11 protein-coding genes, 2 tRNA genes, 3 rRNA genes and 1 pseudogene are annotated in these 17,474 nt (G+C 43.8%); 9 read left to right on the forward strand and 8 right to left on the reverse strand.

What is annotated here, in order from left to right; all coding sequences use genetic code 11:
* Nucleotides 1–28: 28 nt before the first annotated feature.
* Together pssA and M1E93_RS14875 are read left to right on the forward strand one after the other, a co-directional pair.
* The gene (gene pssA, locus M1E93_RS14870; RefSeq protein ID WP_004917572.1) at nucleotides 29–1,384 is read left to right on the forward strand and encodes a CDP-diacylglycerol--serine O-phosphatidyltransferase; all 1,356 of its coding nucleotides are present in this window, start codon (nucleotides 29–31) and stop codon (nucleotides 1,382–1,384) included.
* Between the two features lie 73 nt (nucleotides 1,385–1,457).
* A complete protein-coding gene (locus M1E93_RS14875; protein WP_014657697.1) occupies nucleotides 1,458–1,805 on the forward strand; it encodes a YfiM family lipoprotein in 348 nt (115 codons plus the stop codon).
* Here the strand turns inward: M1E93_RS14875 and M1E93_RS14880 are convergent.
* Nucleotides 1,797–2,081 (reverse strand): annotated as a pseudogene (locus tag M1E93_RS14880) (YiiX/YebB-like N1pC/P60 family cysteine hydrolase); the annotation flags it as partial. The gene M1E93_RS14875 and the pseudogene M1E93_RS14880 sit on opposite strands and share 9 nt — an antisense overlap.
* Before the next feature lie 112 nt (nucleotides 2,082–2,193).
* Between M1E93_RS14880 and M1E93_RS14885 the strand changes: the two are divergent.
* Nucleotides 2,194–3,141 carry an IS30 family transposase gene (locus M1E93_RS14885; RefSeq protein ID WP_140035165.1) on the forward strand — a complete coding sequence of 316 codons (948 nt, stop codon included), beginning with the start codon at nucleotides 2,194–2,196 and terminating at the stop codon, nucleotides 3,139–3,141.
* Here M1E93_RS14885 and M1E93_RS14890 read toward each other — a convergent pair.
* The 7 genes from M1E93_RS14890 to gmhB form a co-directional block, all read right to left on the reverse strand.
* On the reverse strand, nucleotides 3,124–3,525 hold the full coding sequence (locus M1E93_RS14890) for a YiiX/YebB-like N1pC/P60 family cysteine hydrolase (protein WP_426207005.1): 402 nt from the start codon (nucleotides 3,523–3,525) through the stop codon (nucleotides 3,124–3,126). The two genes, M1E93_RS14885 and M1E93_RS14890, sit on opposite strands and share 18 nt — an antisense overlap.
* Nucleotides 3,526–5,093: 1,568 nt before the next feature.
* Nucleotides 5,094–5,209 (reverse strand): 5S ribosomal RNA (gene rrf / locus M1E93_RS14895).
* 138 nt (nucleotides 5,210–5,347) lie between these two features.
* Nucleotides 5,348–8,359 (reverse strand): 23S ribosomal RNA (locus tag M1E93_RS14900).
* A 324-nt stretch (nucleotides 8,360–8,683) separates the two neighbouring features.
* A tRNA-Ala gene (locus M1E93_RS14905) sits at nucleotides 8,684–8,759 on the reverse strand.
* A 180-nt stretch (nucleotides 8,760–8,939) separates the two neighbouring features.
* Nucleotides 8,940–9,016 (reverse strand) — tRNA-Ile (locus M1E93_RS14910).
* A 64-nt stretch (nucleotides 9,017–9,080) separates the two neighbouring features.
* A 16S ribosomal RNA gene (locus tag M1E93_RS14915) occupies nucleotides 9,081–10,620 on the reverse strand.
* The 16S, 23S and 5S rRNA genes sit together here with 2 tRNA genes alongside, the layout of an rRNA operon.
* A 416-nt stretch (nucleotides 10,621–11,036) precedes the next feature.
* Nucleotides 11,037–11,603 carry a D-glycero-beta-D-manno-heptose 1,7-bisphosphate 7-phosphatase gene (gene gmhB / locus M1E93_RS14920; protein WP_004916695.1) on the reverse strand — a complete coding sequence of 189 codons (567 nt, stop codon included), beginning with the start codon at nucleotides 11,601–11,603 and terminating at the stop codon, nucleotides 11,037–11,039.
* Nucleotides 11,604–11,773: 170 nt separating this feature from the next.
* On the opposite strand from gmhB, the gene metN reads away from it, so the two are divergent.
* The 6 genes from metN (at nucleotide 11,774) to proS (ending at nucleotide 17,460) form a co-directional block, all read left to right on the forward strand.
* Nucleotides 11,774–12,805 carry a methionine ABC transporter ATP-binding protein MetN gene (gene metN / locus M1E93_RS14925; RefSeq protein ID WP_004916698.1) on the forward strand — a complete coding sequence of 344 codons (1,032 nt, stop codon included), beginning with the start codon at nucleotides 11,774–11,776 and terminating at the stop codon, nucleotides 12,803–12,805.
* Nucleotides 12,798–13,451 (forward strand): methionine ABC transporter permease MetI, encoded by a 654-nt coding sequence (metI, locus tag M1E93_RS14930; RefSeq protein ID WP_004916702.1) that lies wholly within the window; start codon nucleotides 12,798–12,800, stop codon nucleotides 13,449–13,451. Before metN ends, metI begins: the two co-directional genes overlap by 8 nt.
* Before the next feature lie 62 nt (nucleotides 13,452–13,513).
* A complete protein-coding gene (locus M1E93_RS14935) occupies nucleotides 13,514–14,335 on the forward strand; it encodes a MetQ/NlpA family lipoprotein (RefSeq protein WP_004916705.1) in 822 nt (273 codons plus the stop codon).
* A 141-nt stretch (nucleotides 14,336–14,476) separates the two neighbouring features.
* On the forward strand, nucleotides 14,477–14,881 hold the full coding sequence (rcsF, locus tag M1E93_RS14940) for an Rcs stress response system protein RcsF (protein ID WP_004916709.1): 405 nt from the start codon (nucleotides 14,477–14,479) through the stop codon (nucleotides 14,879–14,881).
* 7 nt (nucleotides 14,882–14,888) lie between these two features.
* A complete protein-coding gene (gene tsaA / locus M1E93_RS14945) occupies nucleotides 14,889–15,611 on the forward strand; it encodes a tRNA (N6-threonylcarbamoyladenosine(37)-N6)-methyltransferase TrmO (RefSeq protein ID WP_060560934.1) in 723 nt (240 codons plus the stop codon).
* 121 nt (nucleotides 15,612–15,732) lie between these two features.
* Entirely contained in the window at nucleotides 15,733–17,460 is a 1,728-nt protein-coding gene (proS, locus tag M1E93_RS14950) for a proline--tRNA ligase (protein WP_004916715.1), read from the forward strand.
* Nucleotides 17,461–17,474 lie beyond the last annotated feature (14 nt).

Consider the following 17,474-nt stretch of genomic DNA (forward strand, 5'->3'; position numbering starts at 1 on the left):
GACTAATTAAGAGAAAATTTACACTGTGATGTTGTCAAAATTAAAACAAGCAAAACATCAACAATATTTAGCGAGTTTACCTAAACTGGCTCAGTCTATTGCTGATGTTAAAACGCTATATAAGACAGAAGATTTTCGTGATGCTCTACTTGAACAAATATCTATTGCTCAACATTGCATCTACATCACTGCGTTATATTTAGAGCAAGATGATGCAGGTAAAGATATTCTTCATGCACTGTATGCCGCTAAGCAAGCGAATCCATCATTAGAGATTAAAATACTTGTTGATTGGCACCGTGCGCAACGAGGAAGAATTGGTGCAGCCGCTAATTCAACGAATGCAGACTGGTACTATGATGTTTCGCAACAATACCCGGACATTGATATCCCTATTTATGGTATTCCTGTGAATACACGGGAAGCCTTAGGTGTCTTGCATCTAAAAGGTTTTATCTTTGATGATACTTTATTGTACAGTGGCGCTAGTATTAATGATGTCTATCTACAGCGCCATGAAAGATATCGCTACGACCGGTATCAGCTGATCAAAAATAAGGCATTAACGACATCAATGAAGACTTATATTGATGATGCCTTACTAAAATCGGATGCGATTCAGCTATTGAATAAGGCAAACAGACCCAAAACCGCCGAATTCAAAAATATCATCAAACAATTCCGTCTTTCACTTAGAGGAAGCTCATATCAATTTAAGGGTAATGCAACTAATGGTGAATTAGCCGTCACGCCTCTAGTTGGTTTAGGCAAAAAAAATGACCTAAACCGAACAATTACCCATCTAATGAGTTCAACACAAAATAAACTCACAATCTGTACCCCTTATTTCAATCTTCCAGCCGTATTAGTTAGGATTATTAGCCGACTATTACGTGAAGGTAAACAGGTGGAAATTATTATTGGTGATAAAACTGCTAATGATTTCTATATTCCCCCTGAAGAGCCATTTAAAATTATTGGGGCTTTGCCGTACCTCTATGAGATTAATCTACGGCGGTTTGTTAGCCGCTTACAAAAATTTGTTGATAGTAAGCAATTAACAATTCGTCTGTGGAAAGATGGTGATAATACTTATCACTTAAAAGGGATGTGGGTTGATAGCCAATGGCAACTTATTACAGGCAATAATCTTAACCCACGAGCGTGGGGATTGGATCTTGAAAATGCGGTTTTAATTCACGACCCAAATCAAGAGATGCAAGAGCAGCGTCAGCATGAACTTGACTGTATTCGCACTCATACAAAAATTGTGAGTCATTATCGTGAATTAGATAGTATCCAAACCTATCCAATCAAAGTGAAAAAACTCATTCGCCGCTTAAGACGAATTAGAGTAGACCGCTTAATCAGTCGTATTTTGTAATTTATCCGTATCTTGTATCTATAAAAAGCGCCACGACTGTGGTGCTTTTTATATTAGACCCGTTGATAAACAAATGAATCTGCTAAAAACATTATTATCTTATTTACTTATTGGCTTAATTTTTACGATAACAGGCTGTTCAGGGGCCCACTGGGCAAATGATAATTGGCAAGGTAAGGATAAGGCACAGCATTTTGCTTTTTCAGCCGCAATGGCGATGGCCGGCAATGCTTATGCTGATAGGCAAAATTGGCAACATCGAGATGCTGCGCAATTTGGCGTTTTATTTTCCATTACCCTAGGAGCAGCAAAAGAGCTGTATGACAGTCGACCTAATGGTACGGGATGGAGCTGGCATGACTTTGCTTATGATGTCGCTGGAGCCGTTGCTGGGTATAGTCTCTATCAATCATTAAAATGAATCCACCGTCATTAATAATGGTGAATCGAAGATAGCATTTGGCGAAATGACGGTTTCATCAAAAGGAATATTATCGCCATAACGCTCTTTTAATTTTTTAATTACCTTGTCTGAAGATAGGTCAAATTCATGTAATTTTTGTAAATGACCAACCTCAATATCAAGGGCACTCTTATAGATCTTCCATACGAGTTCAGAACAATAAATTCTTTCATCACTCCATGAAAAAGTTAAATCATAAGGTTTTGATTGATATGGAATGGCTTTTTGGATAAGTAACGCTTCGCGAATTCAGATAATAAGTGCAACGCTCGGTCATGTTAGATGGAAGGACGGTTAGCTACTGATAAGCTATCCTGCTCTTCCGACCAAAGATGAGCGAGTAAGTATGAAGTATCAGCAACTAACCGAAGGACAACGATACCAGATATCGATACTGCGTGAGGATAATTTATCCTGCCATGAGATAGGTATCCGTATCGGTGTAAGCAAGTCCACGGTCTCCCGTGAACTGAGGCGTAACACTTCAGATACTGGTTATAACCCACAACAGGCACACCAGAAGTGCTGTGATAGGCGGCTGTCATCTGCCAAAAGGACAATTCCTCAGCAGACCATAGATTTCGTGATATTTGCTCTGGAGTGGAAGTGGAGTCCTGAGCAAATAAGTGCAATTGGCAGCATTATTGGTCTTAGCGTCAGCCATGAATGGATTTACCAGTATATCTATGCGGATAAGCGTAGCGGTGGCGAGTTGTACAGGCATCTTAGGCAGGGCAAACGGCGATATCGTAAGGGCTACGGGCAGAAACGAGGGCGCATCCCTGATGCGGTATCCATTGAGCTACGGCCGTCAGTCGTCGATGACCGTAGCCGTCTGGGGGACTGGGAGGCCGATTTGGTGCAGGGTAAACAGGGCACTGGTGCTATCGTGACACTGGCAGAACGCAAAAGCCGTATTTACCTGACAAAAAAGGTGTTTTCAAAGGATGCGGTGGAAGTCAGTAAGGCCATTATCTCACTGCTGAGTGAGTATCAGGATGTATGTCACACAATAACGTTCGATAACGGTCTAGAGTTTAGTGAGCACAAGGCGATAGCAGAAGCACTGAACGCAGATACGTACTTTGCCCATCCGTATGCCTCGCATGAGCGTGGGCTGAACGAGAATACGAATGGGTTGTTAAGACAGTTTATCCCGAAAGGAACAGACCTGCGGACAGTGACAGAAGAAGACTTACAACGCTATCAGGGAGCGTTGAACAGCAGGCCACGCAAGTGTCTGGGGTTCAGACAACCTTCGGTGGTGTTTGCGGAGCTAAGAAAGGCGGCTTAGCGTTGCACTTCGGACTTGAATCCGCCCTTTTTGTTGTTCTGTTAAAGGGTTTTTCAATCTTTTAATGACATATTTATTTGCTACCCCTTGTTTTATCCATTGCTTTAATGGGGTGAATTTAACAACATTAGAAGCTTCATAAACATAGGGGTTATCATTCTTAAACAATATAATGCCCATATGGCTATAAGGCGATCGGGTTGCAGCCTGAATAGCTAGGCTTTGTTCTGAACGTGAAGTATGAAAAATAATATCCCCAGTTTCTGGTTGATATTGGTTATTAGCGAGCGCACTGTTAAAAGAAAATATGATTAATAAACACAGTAACAATGTAATATGCAGTTTGCGCCGCTGTAGTAACTGACGAATACTCAACCAATCCATTTTTTTATTAATACCTATTTAAAGAATCCACAATAAAAAGTGATATTAGATAAAGCAATGCCAATAAACAAGTAAGTCTTGGTGCACTATTTTATATCTAATGGCTCTATCATTTCGTCAATATGGAACAATAACCCAGTGAGCTGTTACTTACTACTTTATATTTGCCAAACCTATTCACCCTACCAATAGCTATCAAAAAAACAGTGAGTGATACCTTTTTCATTAATATCCTTTAAACATTGAAATAGCTAATAATTAATAATAAATTTGATATCCTCACCTCAATACCGGAACATACAAACCTGTGAGCTGTTACTCACTACTTTATATCCACTCAACCTATTCACCCTACCAATAGCTATCAAAAAAACAGTGAGTGATACCTTTTTCATTAATATCCTTTAAACATTGAAATAGCTAATAATTAATAATAAATTTGATATCCTCACCTCAATACCGGAACATACAAACCTGTGAGCTGTTACTCACTACTTTATATCCACTCAATCTATTCACCTTATCAATATCCAGCAAAGAGATTAGTGAGTTATAAATTCCTTGCTAATAATTCATTAACTCATTGAAATAAATAGTTTAGCAACTAACTTGATATCCTGATTAATACCGAAACACACAAATCTGTGAGCTGTTACTTACTACTTTATATTTGCCAAACCTATTCACCTTATCAATGTCCATCAAAAGAAGCGGTAAGTGATAAGTTTTTTACTCATCTGCCCTAATCCATTGGGATAGATAATAATTAACAACATATTTGATACCCTCAATACCTGAACACACAAACCTGTGAGCTGTTACTCACTACTTTATATCCACTAAACCTATTCACCCTATCAATACACAGCAAAAAACAGTGAATGATACCTTTTTTATTAACACCCTCTAACACATTGAAATAGCTAATAATTAGTAATAAATTTGACACTCTCAATACTGGAACACACAAACCTGTGAGCTGTTACTCACTACTTTATATTTACTCAATCTATTCAATGACCAAATAATTTTGTTTAAAGCAGGGCATTATCACTGAAGCTTTAATTCCCCCCTTTAATTAACGCATCAATCATCCTATCAATAACGGTTCATGTAGTGTGCCAAACTCGGTATAGCTGTGCTGTAGAGGGAGAATAACAACCATATTTATGGTTATAGCTAATCAGGGGGAGATATGCTCTGAGATAAAAAGTGGTTAATAAAGTATGAGATGGGGTTTGGGGTTTGGGGTTTGGGGTTTAATTTTATGATATCGATAATAACCGCCATCAAAATAATGTATCAGCCACCATACCGTGTTTTATGGGATGCGGTGATTTAAATCGTGTGTGGCTGCCTATTCTTGCTAGGCTAAACTTCCCCCCACTATGTAAACAAAACTAAAAGTACAGGCGACTGAATTTGCCAAAATCAGTAAAACTGAAGGGGGGCGTGATGTTCGCAACGGCCTCTCACCGTGAGGCCGCTACCACAAAGTAAGGGATTAAACTTTATCTTCTCCAAACGCAAAAAAGCCACCCATCGGGTGGCTTTCTCACTGATTTGATGTCTGGCAGTTCCCTACTCTCACATGGGGAGACCCCACACTACCATCGGCGCTACGGCGTTTCACTGCTGAGTTCGGCATGGGGTCAGGTGGGACCACCGCGCTATTGCCGCCAGACAAATTCGGTTTCGTTCTCGTTCGCGTCGACACCGCAAACCAGAACTGCAATCTTGAACAAGCTGATTTCTCGCACCACTCTATCTCGTGCGCTTCAACAATCGTCTCTTCGTCTCTCTAAAACACCTTCGGTGTTGTCAGGTTAAGCCTCACGGTTCATTAGTACTGGTTAGCTCAACGTATCGCTACGCTTACACACCCAGCCTATCAACGTCTTCGTCTTAAACGTTCCTTTAGGACCCTTAAAGAGTCAGGGAAGACTCATCTCAAGGCAAGTTTCCCGCTTAGATGCTTTCAGCGGTTATCTCTTCCGCACTTAGCTACCGGGCAGTGCCATTGGCATGACAACCCGAACACCAGCGGTGCGTCCACTCCGGTCCTCTCGTACTAGGAGCAGCCCCTTTCAATCTTCCAACGCCCACGGCAGATAGGGACCGAACTGTCTCACGACGTTCTAAACCCAGCTCGCGTACCACTTTAAATGGCGAACAGCCATACCCTTGGGACCTACTTCAGCCCCAGGATGTGATGAGCCGACATCGAGGTGCCAAACACCGCCGTCGATATGAACTCTTGGGCGGTATCAGCCTGTTATCCCCGGAGTACCTTTTATCCGTTGAGCGATGGCCCTTCCATTCAGAACCACCGGATCACTAAGACCTACTTTCGTACCTGCTCGAGCCGTCACTCTCGCAGTCAAGCTGGCTTATGCCTTTGCACTAACCGCATGATGTCCGACCATGCTTAGCCAACCTTCGTGCTCCTCCGTTACGCTTTGGGAGGAGACCGCCCCAGTCAAACTACCCACCAGACACTGTCCGCACCCCAGATTATGGGGCTACGTTAGAACATCAAACATTAAAGGGTGGTATTTCAAGGTTGGCTCCATGCAGACTGGCGTCCACACTTCAAAGCCTCCCACCTATCCTACACATCAAGGCTCAATGTTCAGTGTCAAGCTATAGTAAAGGTTCACGGGGTCTTTCCGTCTTGCCGCGGGTACACTGCATCTTCACAGCGAGTTCAATTTCACTGAGTCTCGGGTGGAGACAGCCTGGCCATCATTACGCCATTCGTGCAGGTCGGAACTTACCCGACAAGGAATTTCGCTACCTTAGGACCGTTATAGTTACGGCCGCCGTTTACTGGGGCTTCGATCAAGAGCTTCTCCTTACGGATAACCCCATCAATTAACCTTCCAGCACCGGGCAGGCGTCACACCGTATACGTCCACTTTCGTGTTTGCACAGTGCTGTGTTTTTAATAAACAGTTGCAGCCAGCTGGTATCTGCGACTGGCTTCAGCTCCATGGGTAAACCACTTCACCTAATGCCAGCGTGCCTTCTCCCGAAGTTACGGCACCATTTTGCCTAGTTCCTTCACCCGAGTTCTCTCAAGCGCCTGAGTATTCTCTACCTGACCACCTGTGTCGGTTTGGGGTACGATTAATGATAATCTAGAGCTTAGAGGCTTTTCCTGGAAGCGGGGCATGAGCTACTTCGCCACCGTAGTGACTCGTCATCAGACCTCAGTGTATAGCGAACCGGATTTGCCTAATTCGCCCACCTACATCCTTAAACCGGGACAACCGTCGCCCGGCCAGCCTAGCCTTCTCCGTCCCCCCATCGCAATTATCACCAGTACAGGAATATTAACCTGTTTCCCATCGACTACGCATTTCTGCCTCGCCTTAGGGGTCGACTCACCCTGCCCCGATTAACGTTGGACAGGAACCCTTGGTCTTCCGGCGTGCGGGTTTTTCACCCGCATTATCGTTACTTATGTCAGCATTCGCACTTCTGATACCTCCAGCATGCCTCGCAGCACACCTTCACAGGCTTACAGAACGCTCCCCTACCCAACAACATTTACATGTCGCTGCCGCAGCTTCGGTGCATGGTTTAGCCCCGTTACATCTTCCGCGCAGGCCGACTCGACCAGTGAGCTATTACGCTTTCTTTAAATGATGGCTGCTTCTAAGCCAACATCCTGGCTGTCTGAGCCTTCCCACTTCGTTTCCCACTTAACCATGACTTTGGGACCTTAGCTGGCGGTCTGGGTTGTTTCCCTCTTCACGACGAACGTTAGCACCCGCCGTGTGTCTCCCGTGATAACATTCTTCGGTATTCGTAGTTTGCATCGGGTTGGTAAGTCGGGATGACCCCCTAGCCGAAACAGTGCTCTACCCCCGAAGATGAGTTCACGAGGCGCTACCTAAATAGCTTTCGGGGAGAACCAGCTATCTCCCGGTTTGATTGGCCTTTCACCCCCAGCCACAAGTCATCCGCTAATTTTTCAACATTAGTCGGTTCGGTCCTCCAGTTAGTGTTACCCAACCTTCAACCTGCCCATGGCTAGATCACCGGGTTTCGGGTCTATACCCTGCAACTCATTCGCCCAGTTAAGACTCGGTTTCCCTACGGCTCCCCTATACGGTTAACCTTGCTACAGAATATAAGTCGCTGACCCATTATACAAAAGGTACGCAGTCACCCCACCACTAAGCCCCCTTTGCTTGATTTTTTCGGTTGGGCGTCACAAAGGACGTTCCGCCAACCGCCATCAAGTAAGGATGACGCTGTGATGACTCACCACTGGCTTAGTGGTGGGGCTCCCACTGCTTGTACGTACACGGTTTCAGGTTCTATTTCACTCCCCTCGCCGGGGTTCTTTTCGCCTTTCCCTCACGGTACTGGTTCACTATCGGTCAATCAGGAGTATTTAGCCTTGGAGGATGGTCCCCCCATATTCAGACAGGATAACACGTGTCCCGCCCTACTCATCGAGTTCACAACACCAACACCTTCGGATACGGGGCTATCACCCTTTATTGCCGGCCTTTCCAGACCGTTCTCCTGATGCTGATGCTGATTAAGACTCTGGGCTGCTCCCCGTTCGCTCGCCGCTACTAGGGGAATCTCGGTTGATTTCTTTTCCTCGGGGTACTGAGATGTTTCAGTTCCCCCGGTTCGCCTCGTTTGACTATGGATTCATCAAACGATAGTGCAACGAATTGCACTGGGTTTCCCCATTCGGACATCGTCGGTTATAACGGTTCATATCACCTTACCGACGCTTTTCGCAGATTAGCACGTCCTTCATCGCCTCTGATTGCCTAGGCATCCACCGTGTACGCTTAGTCGCTTAACCTCACAACCCGAAATTGTTTCAACGATCACCTGACTGTCATGGCTGTGCGTGGTGAACTTCTGCGTTGGCAGTGCTCGCAATGCTCACGTACTCCTGTACGCTGCGCTTGCTGCGCGCTGTCCGCCTTGAATTTCACTCTGCTCGCTCATGCCACTCGTTTGAATGACCGAAAATTTCAGGTTTGAAATTTTGAGAGACTCTCACATTGTTTAAGCGATAAACAATGTGCGTTGTTTCAATTTTCAGCTTGTTCCAGATTGTTAAAGAGCATAATTATTCGCAATAGACTAAAACTAATCTATTCTGAATAATTCAAAAGTATTATGGTGGAGCTAAGCGGGATCGAACCGCTGACCTCCTGCGTGCAAGGCAGGCGCTCTCCCAGCTGAGCTATAGCCCCATAATAGGTTTAACAGTATCAATTAATCTCTTTGTAAGTTTCTTTACTTGGAGATCTTTTTTCTTAGGCAAACACGTTTTTGCTATGCTTAAGTTGGTTAATTTTGTTTAGACTAGGCGTGGATTAGCGACGTTTACAATAAGTAAACGAGCTGAGCCACAACGACGTATTAACAAAATTTGGTAGGCCTGAGTGGACTTGAACCACCGACCTCACCCTTATCAGGGGTGCGCTCTAACCACCTGAGCTACAAGCCTATTGATACCGTTGACTCTTTCATCAGACAATCTGTGTGAACACTTCACAAAAACACTTCAATGGTAAGGAGGTGATCCAACCGCAGGTTCCCCTACGGTTACCTTGTTACGACTTCACCCCAGTCATGGATCACAAAGTGGTAAGCGCCCTCCCGAAGGTTAAGCTACCTACTTCTTTTGCAACCCACTCCCATGGTGTGACGGGCGGTGTGTACAAGGCCCGGGAACGTATTCACCGTAGCATTCTGATCTACGATTACTAGCGATTCCGACTTCATGGAGTCGAGTTGCAGACTCCAATCCGGACTACGACGTACTTTATGAGTTCCGCTTGCTCTCGCGAGGTCGCTTCTCTTTGTATACGCCATTGTAGCACGTGTGTAGCCCTACTCGTAAGGGCCATGATGACTTGACGTCATCCCCACCTTCCTCCGGTTTATCACCGGCAGTCTCCTTTGAGTTCCCGACCGAATCGCTGGCAACAAAGGATAAGGGTTGCGCTCGTTGCGGGACTTAACCCAACATTTCACAACACGAGCTGACGACAGCCATGCAGCACCTGTCTCAGAGTTCCCGAAGGCACTTCAGCATCTCTGCCAAATTCTCTGGATGTCAAGAGTAGGTAAGGTTCTTCGCGTTGCATCGAATTAAACCACATGCTCCACCGCTTGTGCGGGCCCCCGTCAATTCATTTGAGTTTTAACCTTGCGGCCGTACTCCCCAGGCGGTCGATTTAACGCGTTAGCTCCGGAAGCCACTCCTCTAGGGAACAACCTCCAAATCGACATCGTTTACAGCGTGGACTACCAGGGTATCTAATCCTGTTTGCTCCCCACGCTTTCGCACCTGAGCGTCAGTCTTTGTCCAGGGGGCCGCCTTCGCCACCGGTATTCCTCCACATCTCTACGCATTTCACCGCTACACATGGAATTCTACCCCCCTCTACAAGACTCTAGCTAACCAGTCTTAGATGCCATTCCCAGGTTAAGCCCGGGGATTTCACATCTAACTTAATTAACCGCCTGCGTGCGCTTTACGCCCAGTAATTCCGATTAACGCTTGCACCCTCCGTATTACCGCGGCTGCTGGCACGGAGTTAGCCGGTGCTTCTTCTGTCGGTAACGTCAATCGTTGATGGTATTAACATCAACGCCTTCCTCCCGACTGAAAGTACTTTACAACCCTAGGGCCTTCTTCATACACGCGGCATGGCTGCATCAGGCTTGCGCCCATTGTGCAATATTCCCCACTGCTGCCTCCCGTAGGAGTCTGGGCCGTGTCTCAGTCCCAGTGTGGCTGATCATCCTCTCAGACCAGCTAGGGATCGTCGCCTAGGTAAGCCATTACCTTACCTACTAGCTAATCCCATATGGGTTCATCCGACAGCGCAAGGCCCTAAGGTCCCCTGCTTTGCTCCTAAGAGATTATGCGGTATTAGCCACCGTTTCCAGTAGTTATCCCCCTCTATCGGGCAGATCCCCATACATTACTCACCCGTCCGCCGCTCGTCAGCGAGAAGCAAGCTTCCCCTGTTACCGCTCGACTTGCATGTGTTAGGCCTGCCGCCAGCGTTCAATCTGAGCCATGATCAAACTCTTCAATTAAAAGCGTTTGATGCTCAAAGAATTAAACTGACTACATTCTTTCATATATGAATTAACGTGTTAGTCACTCTTCAAGACTTTAAAATCAAATATTTTTTTGATAGTGTCCTGTGAGTGCCCACACAGATTGTCTGATAAATTGTTAAAGAGCGTTGCGACTTTATCTTTCGATATTAACCAGTTAGGTCGTTGTCGCGAGGTGGCGTATATTACGCTTTCCTCATCGAGAGTCAAGCTTTTTTTTCGCTTATTCTTTTCAGAATCTCTCGCCTGCCTTCGTTAGCCTGTTGGGCTTGCCATCACATTCAGTGTCGGCTCATCGTCGGTCAGTGGAGGCGCATTATAGGGAGTCAGAAAATTCTGGCAAGTGTTTTTTGAAAAAAAATTATCACTTGGTCAAATATCACTCACAAAGCCTATTTTTTGATACTTTTTACTACTTTTGGTAGCTCTGCGATACTTTCAATCACCATATCGGCATTCGCAATCGCTTCTTCTGATACCGCTTCACCACTTTTCACTAGAATAGTTGTACCCACTTTTGCTGCTTTCCCTGCTTGCATGTCTGCTAATTTATCTCCCACCATTATAGAAGATGCCATATCTATATTAAGAAATGATTGAGCATCTAGCAGCATGCCGGGTTTAGGTTTACGACAATCGCAATCTTGACGATACTCTTTATCTTTAGCTTCTGGGTGATGAGGGCAAAAATAGATGCCATCCAGATCAACACCGCGGTCGGCTAATGACCAATCCATCCATTCTGTCAGTTGCATAAAACTATCTTCAGAATAGATCCCTCTACCGATGCCTGATTGGTTCGTCACTACGACAAGCGCGTAACCCATTTTCTTTAACTCAGCCATGGCTTCAATGGCACCTTCAATAAATTGAAAGTCATCTATTTTGTGTACATAGCCGTGATCAATATTGATTGTACCGTCTCTATCTAAAAAGATTGCTGGTATGCCTTTACTCACCGATTTACTCCTCAAACTAAATGAGTTTTAAGTATCTCATGAAAAGAAAATAAATGAGAATAGAATAAATAAACCAAACCTTGTTGACTTAGACGTCTAGACGCCTTAACATCCAACCATATTAGATTTAGACATCTAAAAATTGATTCCTATATACTTAGAAGAAATAAATGATAAAGCTCTCAAATATTAATAAAGTTTTCCAGCAAGGAAGCCGTAACATTCAGGCACTTACAGATATTAGCCTGCATGTTCCTGCTGGACAGATCTATGGTGTTATCGGTGCTTCTGGCGCGGGTAAAAGTACGCTAATCCGTTGTGTAAATATGCTTGAACGCCCAACCTCTGGGCAAGTTATCGTTGACGGTCAAGATTTAACGGCTTTACCTGAAAAATCTTTGACGAGAGCACGTCGTGGTATTGGCATGATCTTTCAACATTTTAATTTGCTATCTTCTAGGAACGTATTTGATAACGTGGCACTGCCACTTGAGCTAGATAATACGCCTAAAGATAAAATTAAAGCGCGTGTTAGCGAATTACTGGATCTTGTTGGCCTAACAGAGAAAAAAGATGCTTATCCCGCGAATCTTTCGGGAGGGCAAAAGCAGCGTGTAGCAATCGCGCGTGCATTAGCCAACTCGCCAAAAGTTTTATTATGTGATGAAGCTACGAGTGCACTGGATCCTGCGACAACACGCTCCATCTTAGAGTTACTCAAAGATATAAACCGCCGTTTAGGGCTAACTATTCTCTTAATCACCCATGAAATGGATGTGGTGAAGAATATTTGTGACCAAGTCGCTGTCATTAGTGGCGGTCAGTTGATTGAACAAGATAAAGTAAGTGAGGTTTTCTCTCATCCTAAAACGCCTGTGGCACAAGAGTTTATTAAATCAACGTTGGTCATTGATATTCCTGATGACTATAAAGAACGACTCAAAAATGAACCAGCAGCAGATTTATCGCCTTTATTGAAGTTAGAATTCACAGGGCAATCTGTTGATGCACCACTAATTTCTATGGCTGTTCGTAAATTTGACATCGATATCAATATATTAAGTTCACAAATTGACTATGCTGGTGGCGTAAAATTTGGCGTCATGCTCGCTGAATTACATGGGGTTAATGGCGGTGTTGAAGCAACCATTGAATTTTTGAAAGAGCATCATGTCAAAGTAGAGGTTTTGGGTTATGTCTGATGGAATGATTTCACTGCTTATATCGGGAACGATTGATACTATTATTATGACTTTCGTTTCGGCGATCCTCGGTTTTATCATGGGCGTACCTACAGGGGTTCTACTCTATGTGACTCGCCGAGGGCAAGTCATGGAAAATACGGCTCTTTATGCGGTGATCTCGGCTATAGTGAACATTTTCCGTTCAATACCATTTATTATTCTATTAGTCTGGATAAGCCCGTTTACCAAGTTTTTAGTCGGCTCAGCAATCGGCATTGAAGGTGCTATTGTTCCCCTTACTGTTGGTGCAATCCCTTTTATTGCTCGTATGGTTGAAAATACCTTATTAGAAGTACCAAGTGGTTTGATTGAAGCATCCAGAGCTATGGGCGCTACACCACTGCAAATTATTCAAAAGGTTCTATTACCTGAGTCTTTACCTGGGATCATCAACGCTGCAACGATCACCTTAATTATGCTGGTTGGGTATTCTGCAATGGGCGGTGCTGTCGGTTCAGGTGGCCTAGGCCAAATAGCAATGCAGTATGGTTATTACAGTTATAATCCATTAGTGATGAATACCGTACTTGTCCTGTTAGTCATCTTAGTTTTCGCCATTCAATTTACTGGTGAATACTTAATGAAAAAAGTGTCACATAAATAGTCCGTAAAATAGCAGCGCCGTTATTAAGGTGCTATAAAGAAAAGCATTTAAGGGGTATATCTATGTCTATTAAGTTGAAATCTATCGCAGTTGTCGGCGCGCTATTAGGATCATTAGTTCTAGTGGGTTGTGGCGAAAAAGAAAAAGATCCCAATAGCATCAAAGTCGGTGTTATTATGGGGAAAGAGCTAGAAGTTGCTGAAGTTGCACAAAAAGTAGCAAAAGAAAAATATGGTTTGAATGTGGAACTGGTTGCGTTTAATGACTTTGTTCTACCAAACGAAACCTTAAGCAAAGGTGATCTTGATGCCAACGCATTCCAACACAAACCGTATCTTGATCAGCAAATTAAAGATCGTAACTATAAATTAGTGCCTGTAGGTAATACATTTATCTACCCAATCGCGGCATACTCTAAACAAATTAAATCAGTTGATGAACTTGCCGATGGCTCACAAATTGCGTTGCCTAACGATCCAACTAACTTAGGTCGTTCACTACTTCTGCTGGAAAAACAAGGCTTAATTAAACTGAAAGAAGGTACTGGTTTAATGCCGACCGCTTTGGATGTGGTCGAAAACCCTAAGAACTTGAAATTTGTTGAATTAGAAGCACCACAATTGCCACGTGCATTGGATGATAAAAAAATTGCTCTGGCCATCATCAACACAACTTGGGCGAGCAGCGCAACGCCTAAACTGACGCCAGCAAAAGATGGTTTATTTGTAGAAGATAAAGATTCTCCTTATGTCAACATTATTGTGACTCGTGACGATAATAAAGATAATGAGAATGTGAAGAAGTTTGTTCAAGCATATCAATCAGATGAAGTTGCTAAGAAGGCAGATGAAGTCTTTGATGGTGGTGCAGTTAAAGGCTGGTAATCTTTTTTATTAGTAAAAAAGCGATTAATATACTAGGTGGTCAGTGCCACCTAGTATTTTTTGTATTATATAAAGACAACACATAGCAAATATCATTTTCCCAATACCTATAAGACTATAAGATTAAAAAAGGAAAAACTTATGAGATTGTTATTGCTCACCCTAGCAACTTTTGTTCTCGCTGGGTGTGGAATGAATCAATACATTCATCAGGGTCCAAATAAAGGCTTCACAAGTATGAAGCTTTCAAAACCAGTACCAAAAACAGACACCAAACCTAGCACGACAAATGTAAAACTCATGAACAGCCCTGAAGAGCTATTGGGAATGCCATTTAAAGATTTAGGTGTTGTTTCAGGTCAATCATGTCGTGAAAGCCTTCAAAGCCCACCAGCAAATCTGAATACTGCGAAGAAAAGTATGTTAACCAAAGCAGCGTATATCGCCGCCGATGCTGTTGTATTGCATCAATGCCAAACAATGGCTTCTCCTGGTTGCTACCAAGCAACGATTTGTGAAGGTAGTGCGATAAAAATTGTCGAATAAATACCTAATGAAATCGTTCGAATGTAATGTAATTGGGCATATTGAATCCCCCTATAAGGAAAAATTTGCCATCCCACGCCAACCTGGACTTGTTCCAGGTGGCTCGGGGCGATTGCATTTGCATCCTCCCTATAATGATCCTAATTCGATTAGAGGTTTAGACCAGTTCAGCCATATTTGGGTACTATTTGTTTTCCACCAAACCATGCAAGGGGGGTGGAAACCACTAGTGCGCCCTCCTCGGCTTGGTGGTAATGAGAAAATGGGCGTTTTCGCTACACGCTCAACCTTTAGACCAAACCCAATTGGCATGTCATTAATTGAATTAAAAGGAATAAGCCAAAATAATAATCAAATTATTTTGGAGTTAGGGAGTTTAGATTTAGTTGATGGCACTCCAGTCATTGATATCAAACCATACTTACCTTTTGCTGAAGCTATCCCTACAGCGCAGGCTGGTTTTGCTCAAGATGCCCCGGCGGATGATATGCAAGTGATTTTTCATCCCCAAGTTCAGCAAGATTTATTAAAATACCAAACAAGCTACCCTGGGATCGCGCAATTTATACAGCAAGTTCTCATGCAAGATCCACGTCCAGCCTACAAGAAACAGGCTATGACTGAAGAGCGTAACTATGCTGTGCATTTACTCGATTTTAATGTGCGTTGGAGAGTGCTCAATAATATAACAGAAGTGTTCGCCATCGAACCTTATGAAAAAATCGACTAACCCCTTTTGGCAAAGCACGGTCACTGGTAGACTAGCTGTTTTATCATGCTGCTTTTGCAGCCTAGATTAAGTTGGCAAGAACATTTTTGCCATCACCCGTTGTTCTAATGGAACCTATACAATGCGTACTAGCAAATATCTGCTCTCAACACTAAAAGAGACTCCTGCAGATGCCGAAGTGATCAGTCACCAATTGATGCTTCGTGCAGGAATGATCCGTAAACTTGCATCTGGCCTTTATGACTGGTTACCGACTGGTGTCCGTGTTCTGCGTAAAGTCGAAAACATTGTCCGTGAAGAAATGGAAAATGCGGGCTCAATTGAAGTGTCTTTGCCCGTTGTTCAACCCGCTGATTTGTGGCAAGAGAGTGGTCGCTGGGAGCAGTATGGTCCTGAATTACTGCGTTTCGCTGATCGTGGCGAGCGCCCTTTCGTTTTAGGTCCAACCCATGAAGAAGTCATTACTGATTTAGTGCGTAATGAAATTACTTCATACAAACAGCTACCACTGAATTTATTCCAAATTCAGACAAAATTCCGTGATGAAGTGCGCCCACGTTTCGGTATCATGCGCTCACGTGAATTTATTATGAAAGATGCTTACTCTTTCCATACATCGCAAGAATCATTGCAAGAAACCTATGATGCAATGTATGAAGCCTACAGCAAAATCTTTACTCGTATCGGTTTTGATTTCCGTGCTGTACAAGCTGACACAGGCTCAATTGGGGGCAGTGCTTCTCACGAATTCCAAGTGCTTGCGCAAAGCGGTGAAGACGATATCGTATTCTCTACAGGCTCTGATTTCGCAGCAAATATTGAGCTGGCTGAAGCCATCACTCCGCTAACACCACGTTCAGCGCCAACAGAAGAAATGCGCCTTGTCGATACACCAAACGCAAAAACTATTGCGGAGTTGGTGGAGCAATTCGGTTTGCCTATCGAAAAAACCGTTAAAACACTCATTGTTAGAGCTAAAAAAGAGTCTGGGCACACATTAGTTGCCTTATTAATTCGTGGCGATCATGAATTAAACGAAGTTAAAGCGGAAAAACACCCATGGATCTCTAGCCCATTAGAGTTTGCATCTGAAGAAGAAATCAAAGCGGCAGTTAAAGCAGCACCGGGCTCATTAGGCCCTGTCAATATGCCTCTGCCAATGGTGATTGACCGTAGTGTTGCCGTAATGAGTGACTTTAGTGCAGGTGCCAATATCGATGGCAAACACTACTTTGGTATCAACTGGGAACGTGATTTAGCACAACCTGAAACGTTCGATTTACGCAATGTTGTTGAAGGGGATCCAAGCCCAGACGGCAAAGGCACATTGCTGATTAAGCGTGGTATTGAAGTAGGGCATATCTTCCAACTGGGGACTAAGTATTCAGAAGCGATGAAAGCTTCAGTACAAAATGAAGAAGGTCATAATCAAATCGTAACCATGGGTTGCTATGGTATTGGTGTTACGCGTATTGTTGCAGCGGCAATTGAACAGAGCCACGATGAGCGTGGTATCATTTGGCCAGATGCGATTGCGCCATTCCATGTTGCGATCCTGCCGATGAATATGCACAAATCTTATCGAGTCAAAGAAGTCGCGGAAAAACTGTATGCTGACTTAAAAGCACAAGGTATTGACGTTATTTTTGATGACCGTAAAGAGCGCCCAGGCGTTATGTTTGCTGATATGGAGCTTATCGGTGTTCCATACACCATTGTTATTGGCGACCGTAACTTAGACAATAATCAAGTTGAATATAAAGCTCGCCGTAATGATGAAAAAGCCCTTATCGGTCTTGATAATGTTGTCAGTTTCTTAAAAGAGAAGCTCGCAAATACTGTGCGCTAATCCTTCCTGCCCAA

The organism is Providencia sp. PROV272 (assembly GCF_049901975.1).
GTDB lineage: Bacteria > Pseudomonadota > Gammaproteobacteria > Enterobacterales > Enterobacteriaceae > Providencia > Providencia stuartii.

Bases quoted from the DNA above. Each gene is read 5' to 3' on its own strand.
- tsaA (WP_060560934.1), top strand. From the start codon at position 14,889: ATGAAATCGTTCGAATGTAATGTAATTGGGCATATTGAATCCCCCTAT.
- M1E93_RS14875 (WP_014657697.1), top strand. From the start codon at position 1,458: ATGAATCTGCTAAAAACATTATTATCTTATTTACTTATTGGCTTAATT.
- M1E93_RS14885 (WP_140035165.1), top strand. From the start codon at position 2,194: ATGAAGTATCAGCAACTAACCGAAGGACAACGATACCAGATATCGATA.
- pssA (WP_004917572.1), top strand. From the start codon at position 29: ATGTTGTCAAAATTAAAACAAGCAAAACATCAACAATATTTAGCGAGT.
- rcsF (WP_004916709.1), top strand. From the start codon at position 14,477: ATGAGATTGTTATTGCTCACCCTAGCAACTTTTGTTCTCGCTGGGTGT.
- proS (WP_004916715.1), top strand. From the start codon at position 15,733: ATGCGTACTAGCAAATATCTGCTCTCAACACTAAAAGAGACTCCTGCA.
- M1E93_RS14935 (WP_004916705.1), top strand. From the start codon at position 13,514: ATGTCTATTAAGTTGAAATCTATCGCAGTTGTCGGCGCGCTATTAGGA.
- M1E93_RS14890 (WP_426207005.1), bottom strand. From the start codon at position 3,525: ATGGATTGGTTGAGTATTCGTCAGTTACTACAGCGGCGCAAACTGCAT.
- metI (WP_004916702.1), top strand. From the start codon at position 12,798: ATGTCTGATGGAATGATTTCACTGCTTATATCGGGAACGATTGATACT.
- metN (WP_004916698.1), top strand. From the start codon at position 11,774: ATGATAAAGCTCTCAAATATTAATAAAGTTTTCCAGCAAGGAAGCCGT.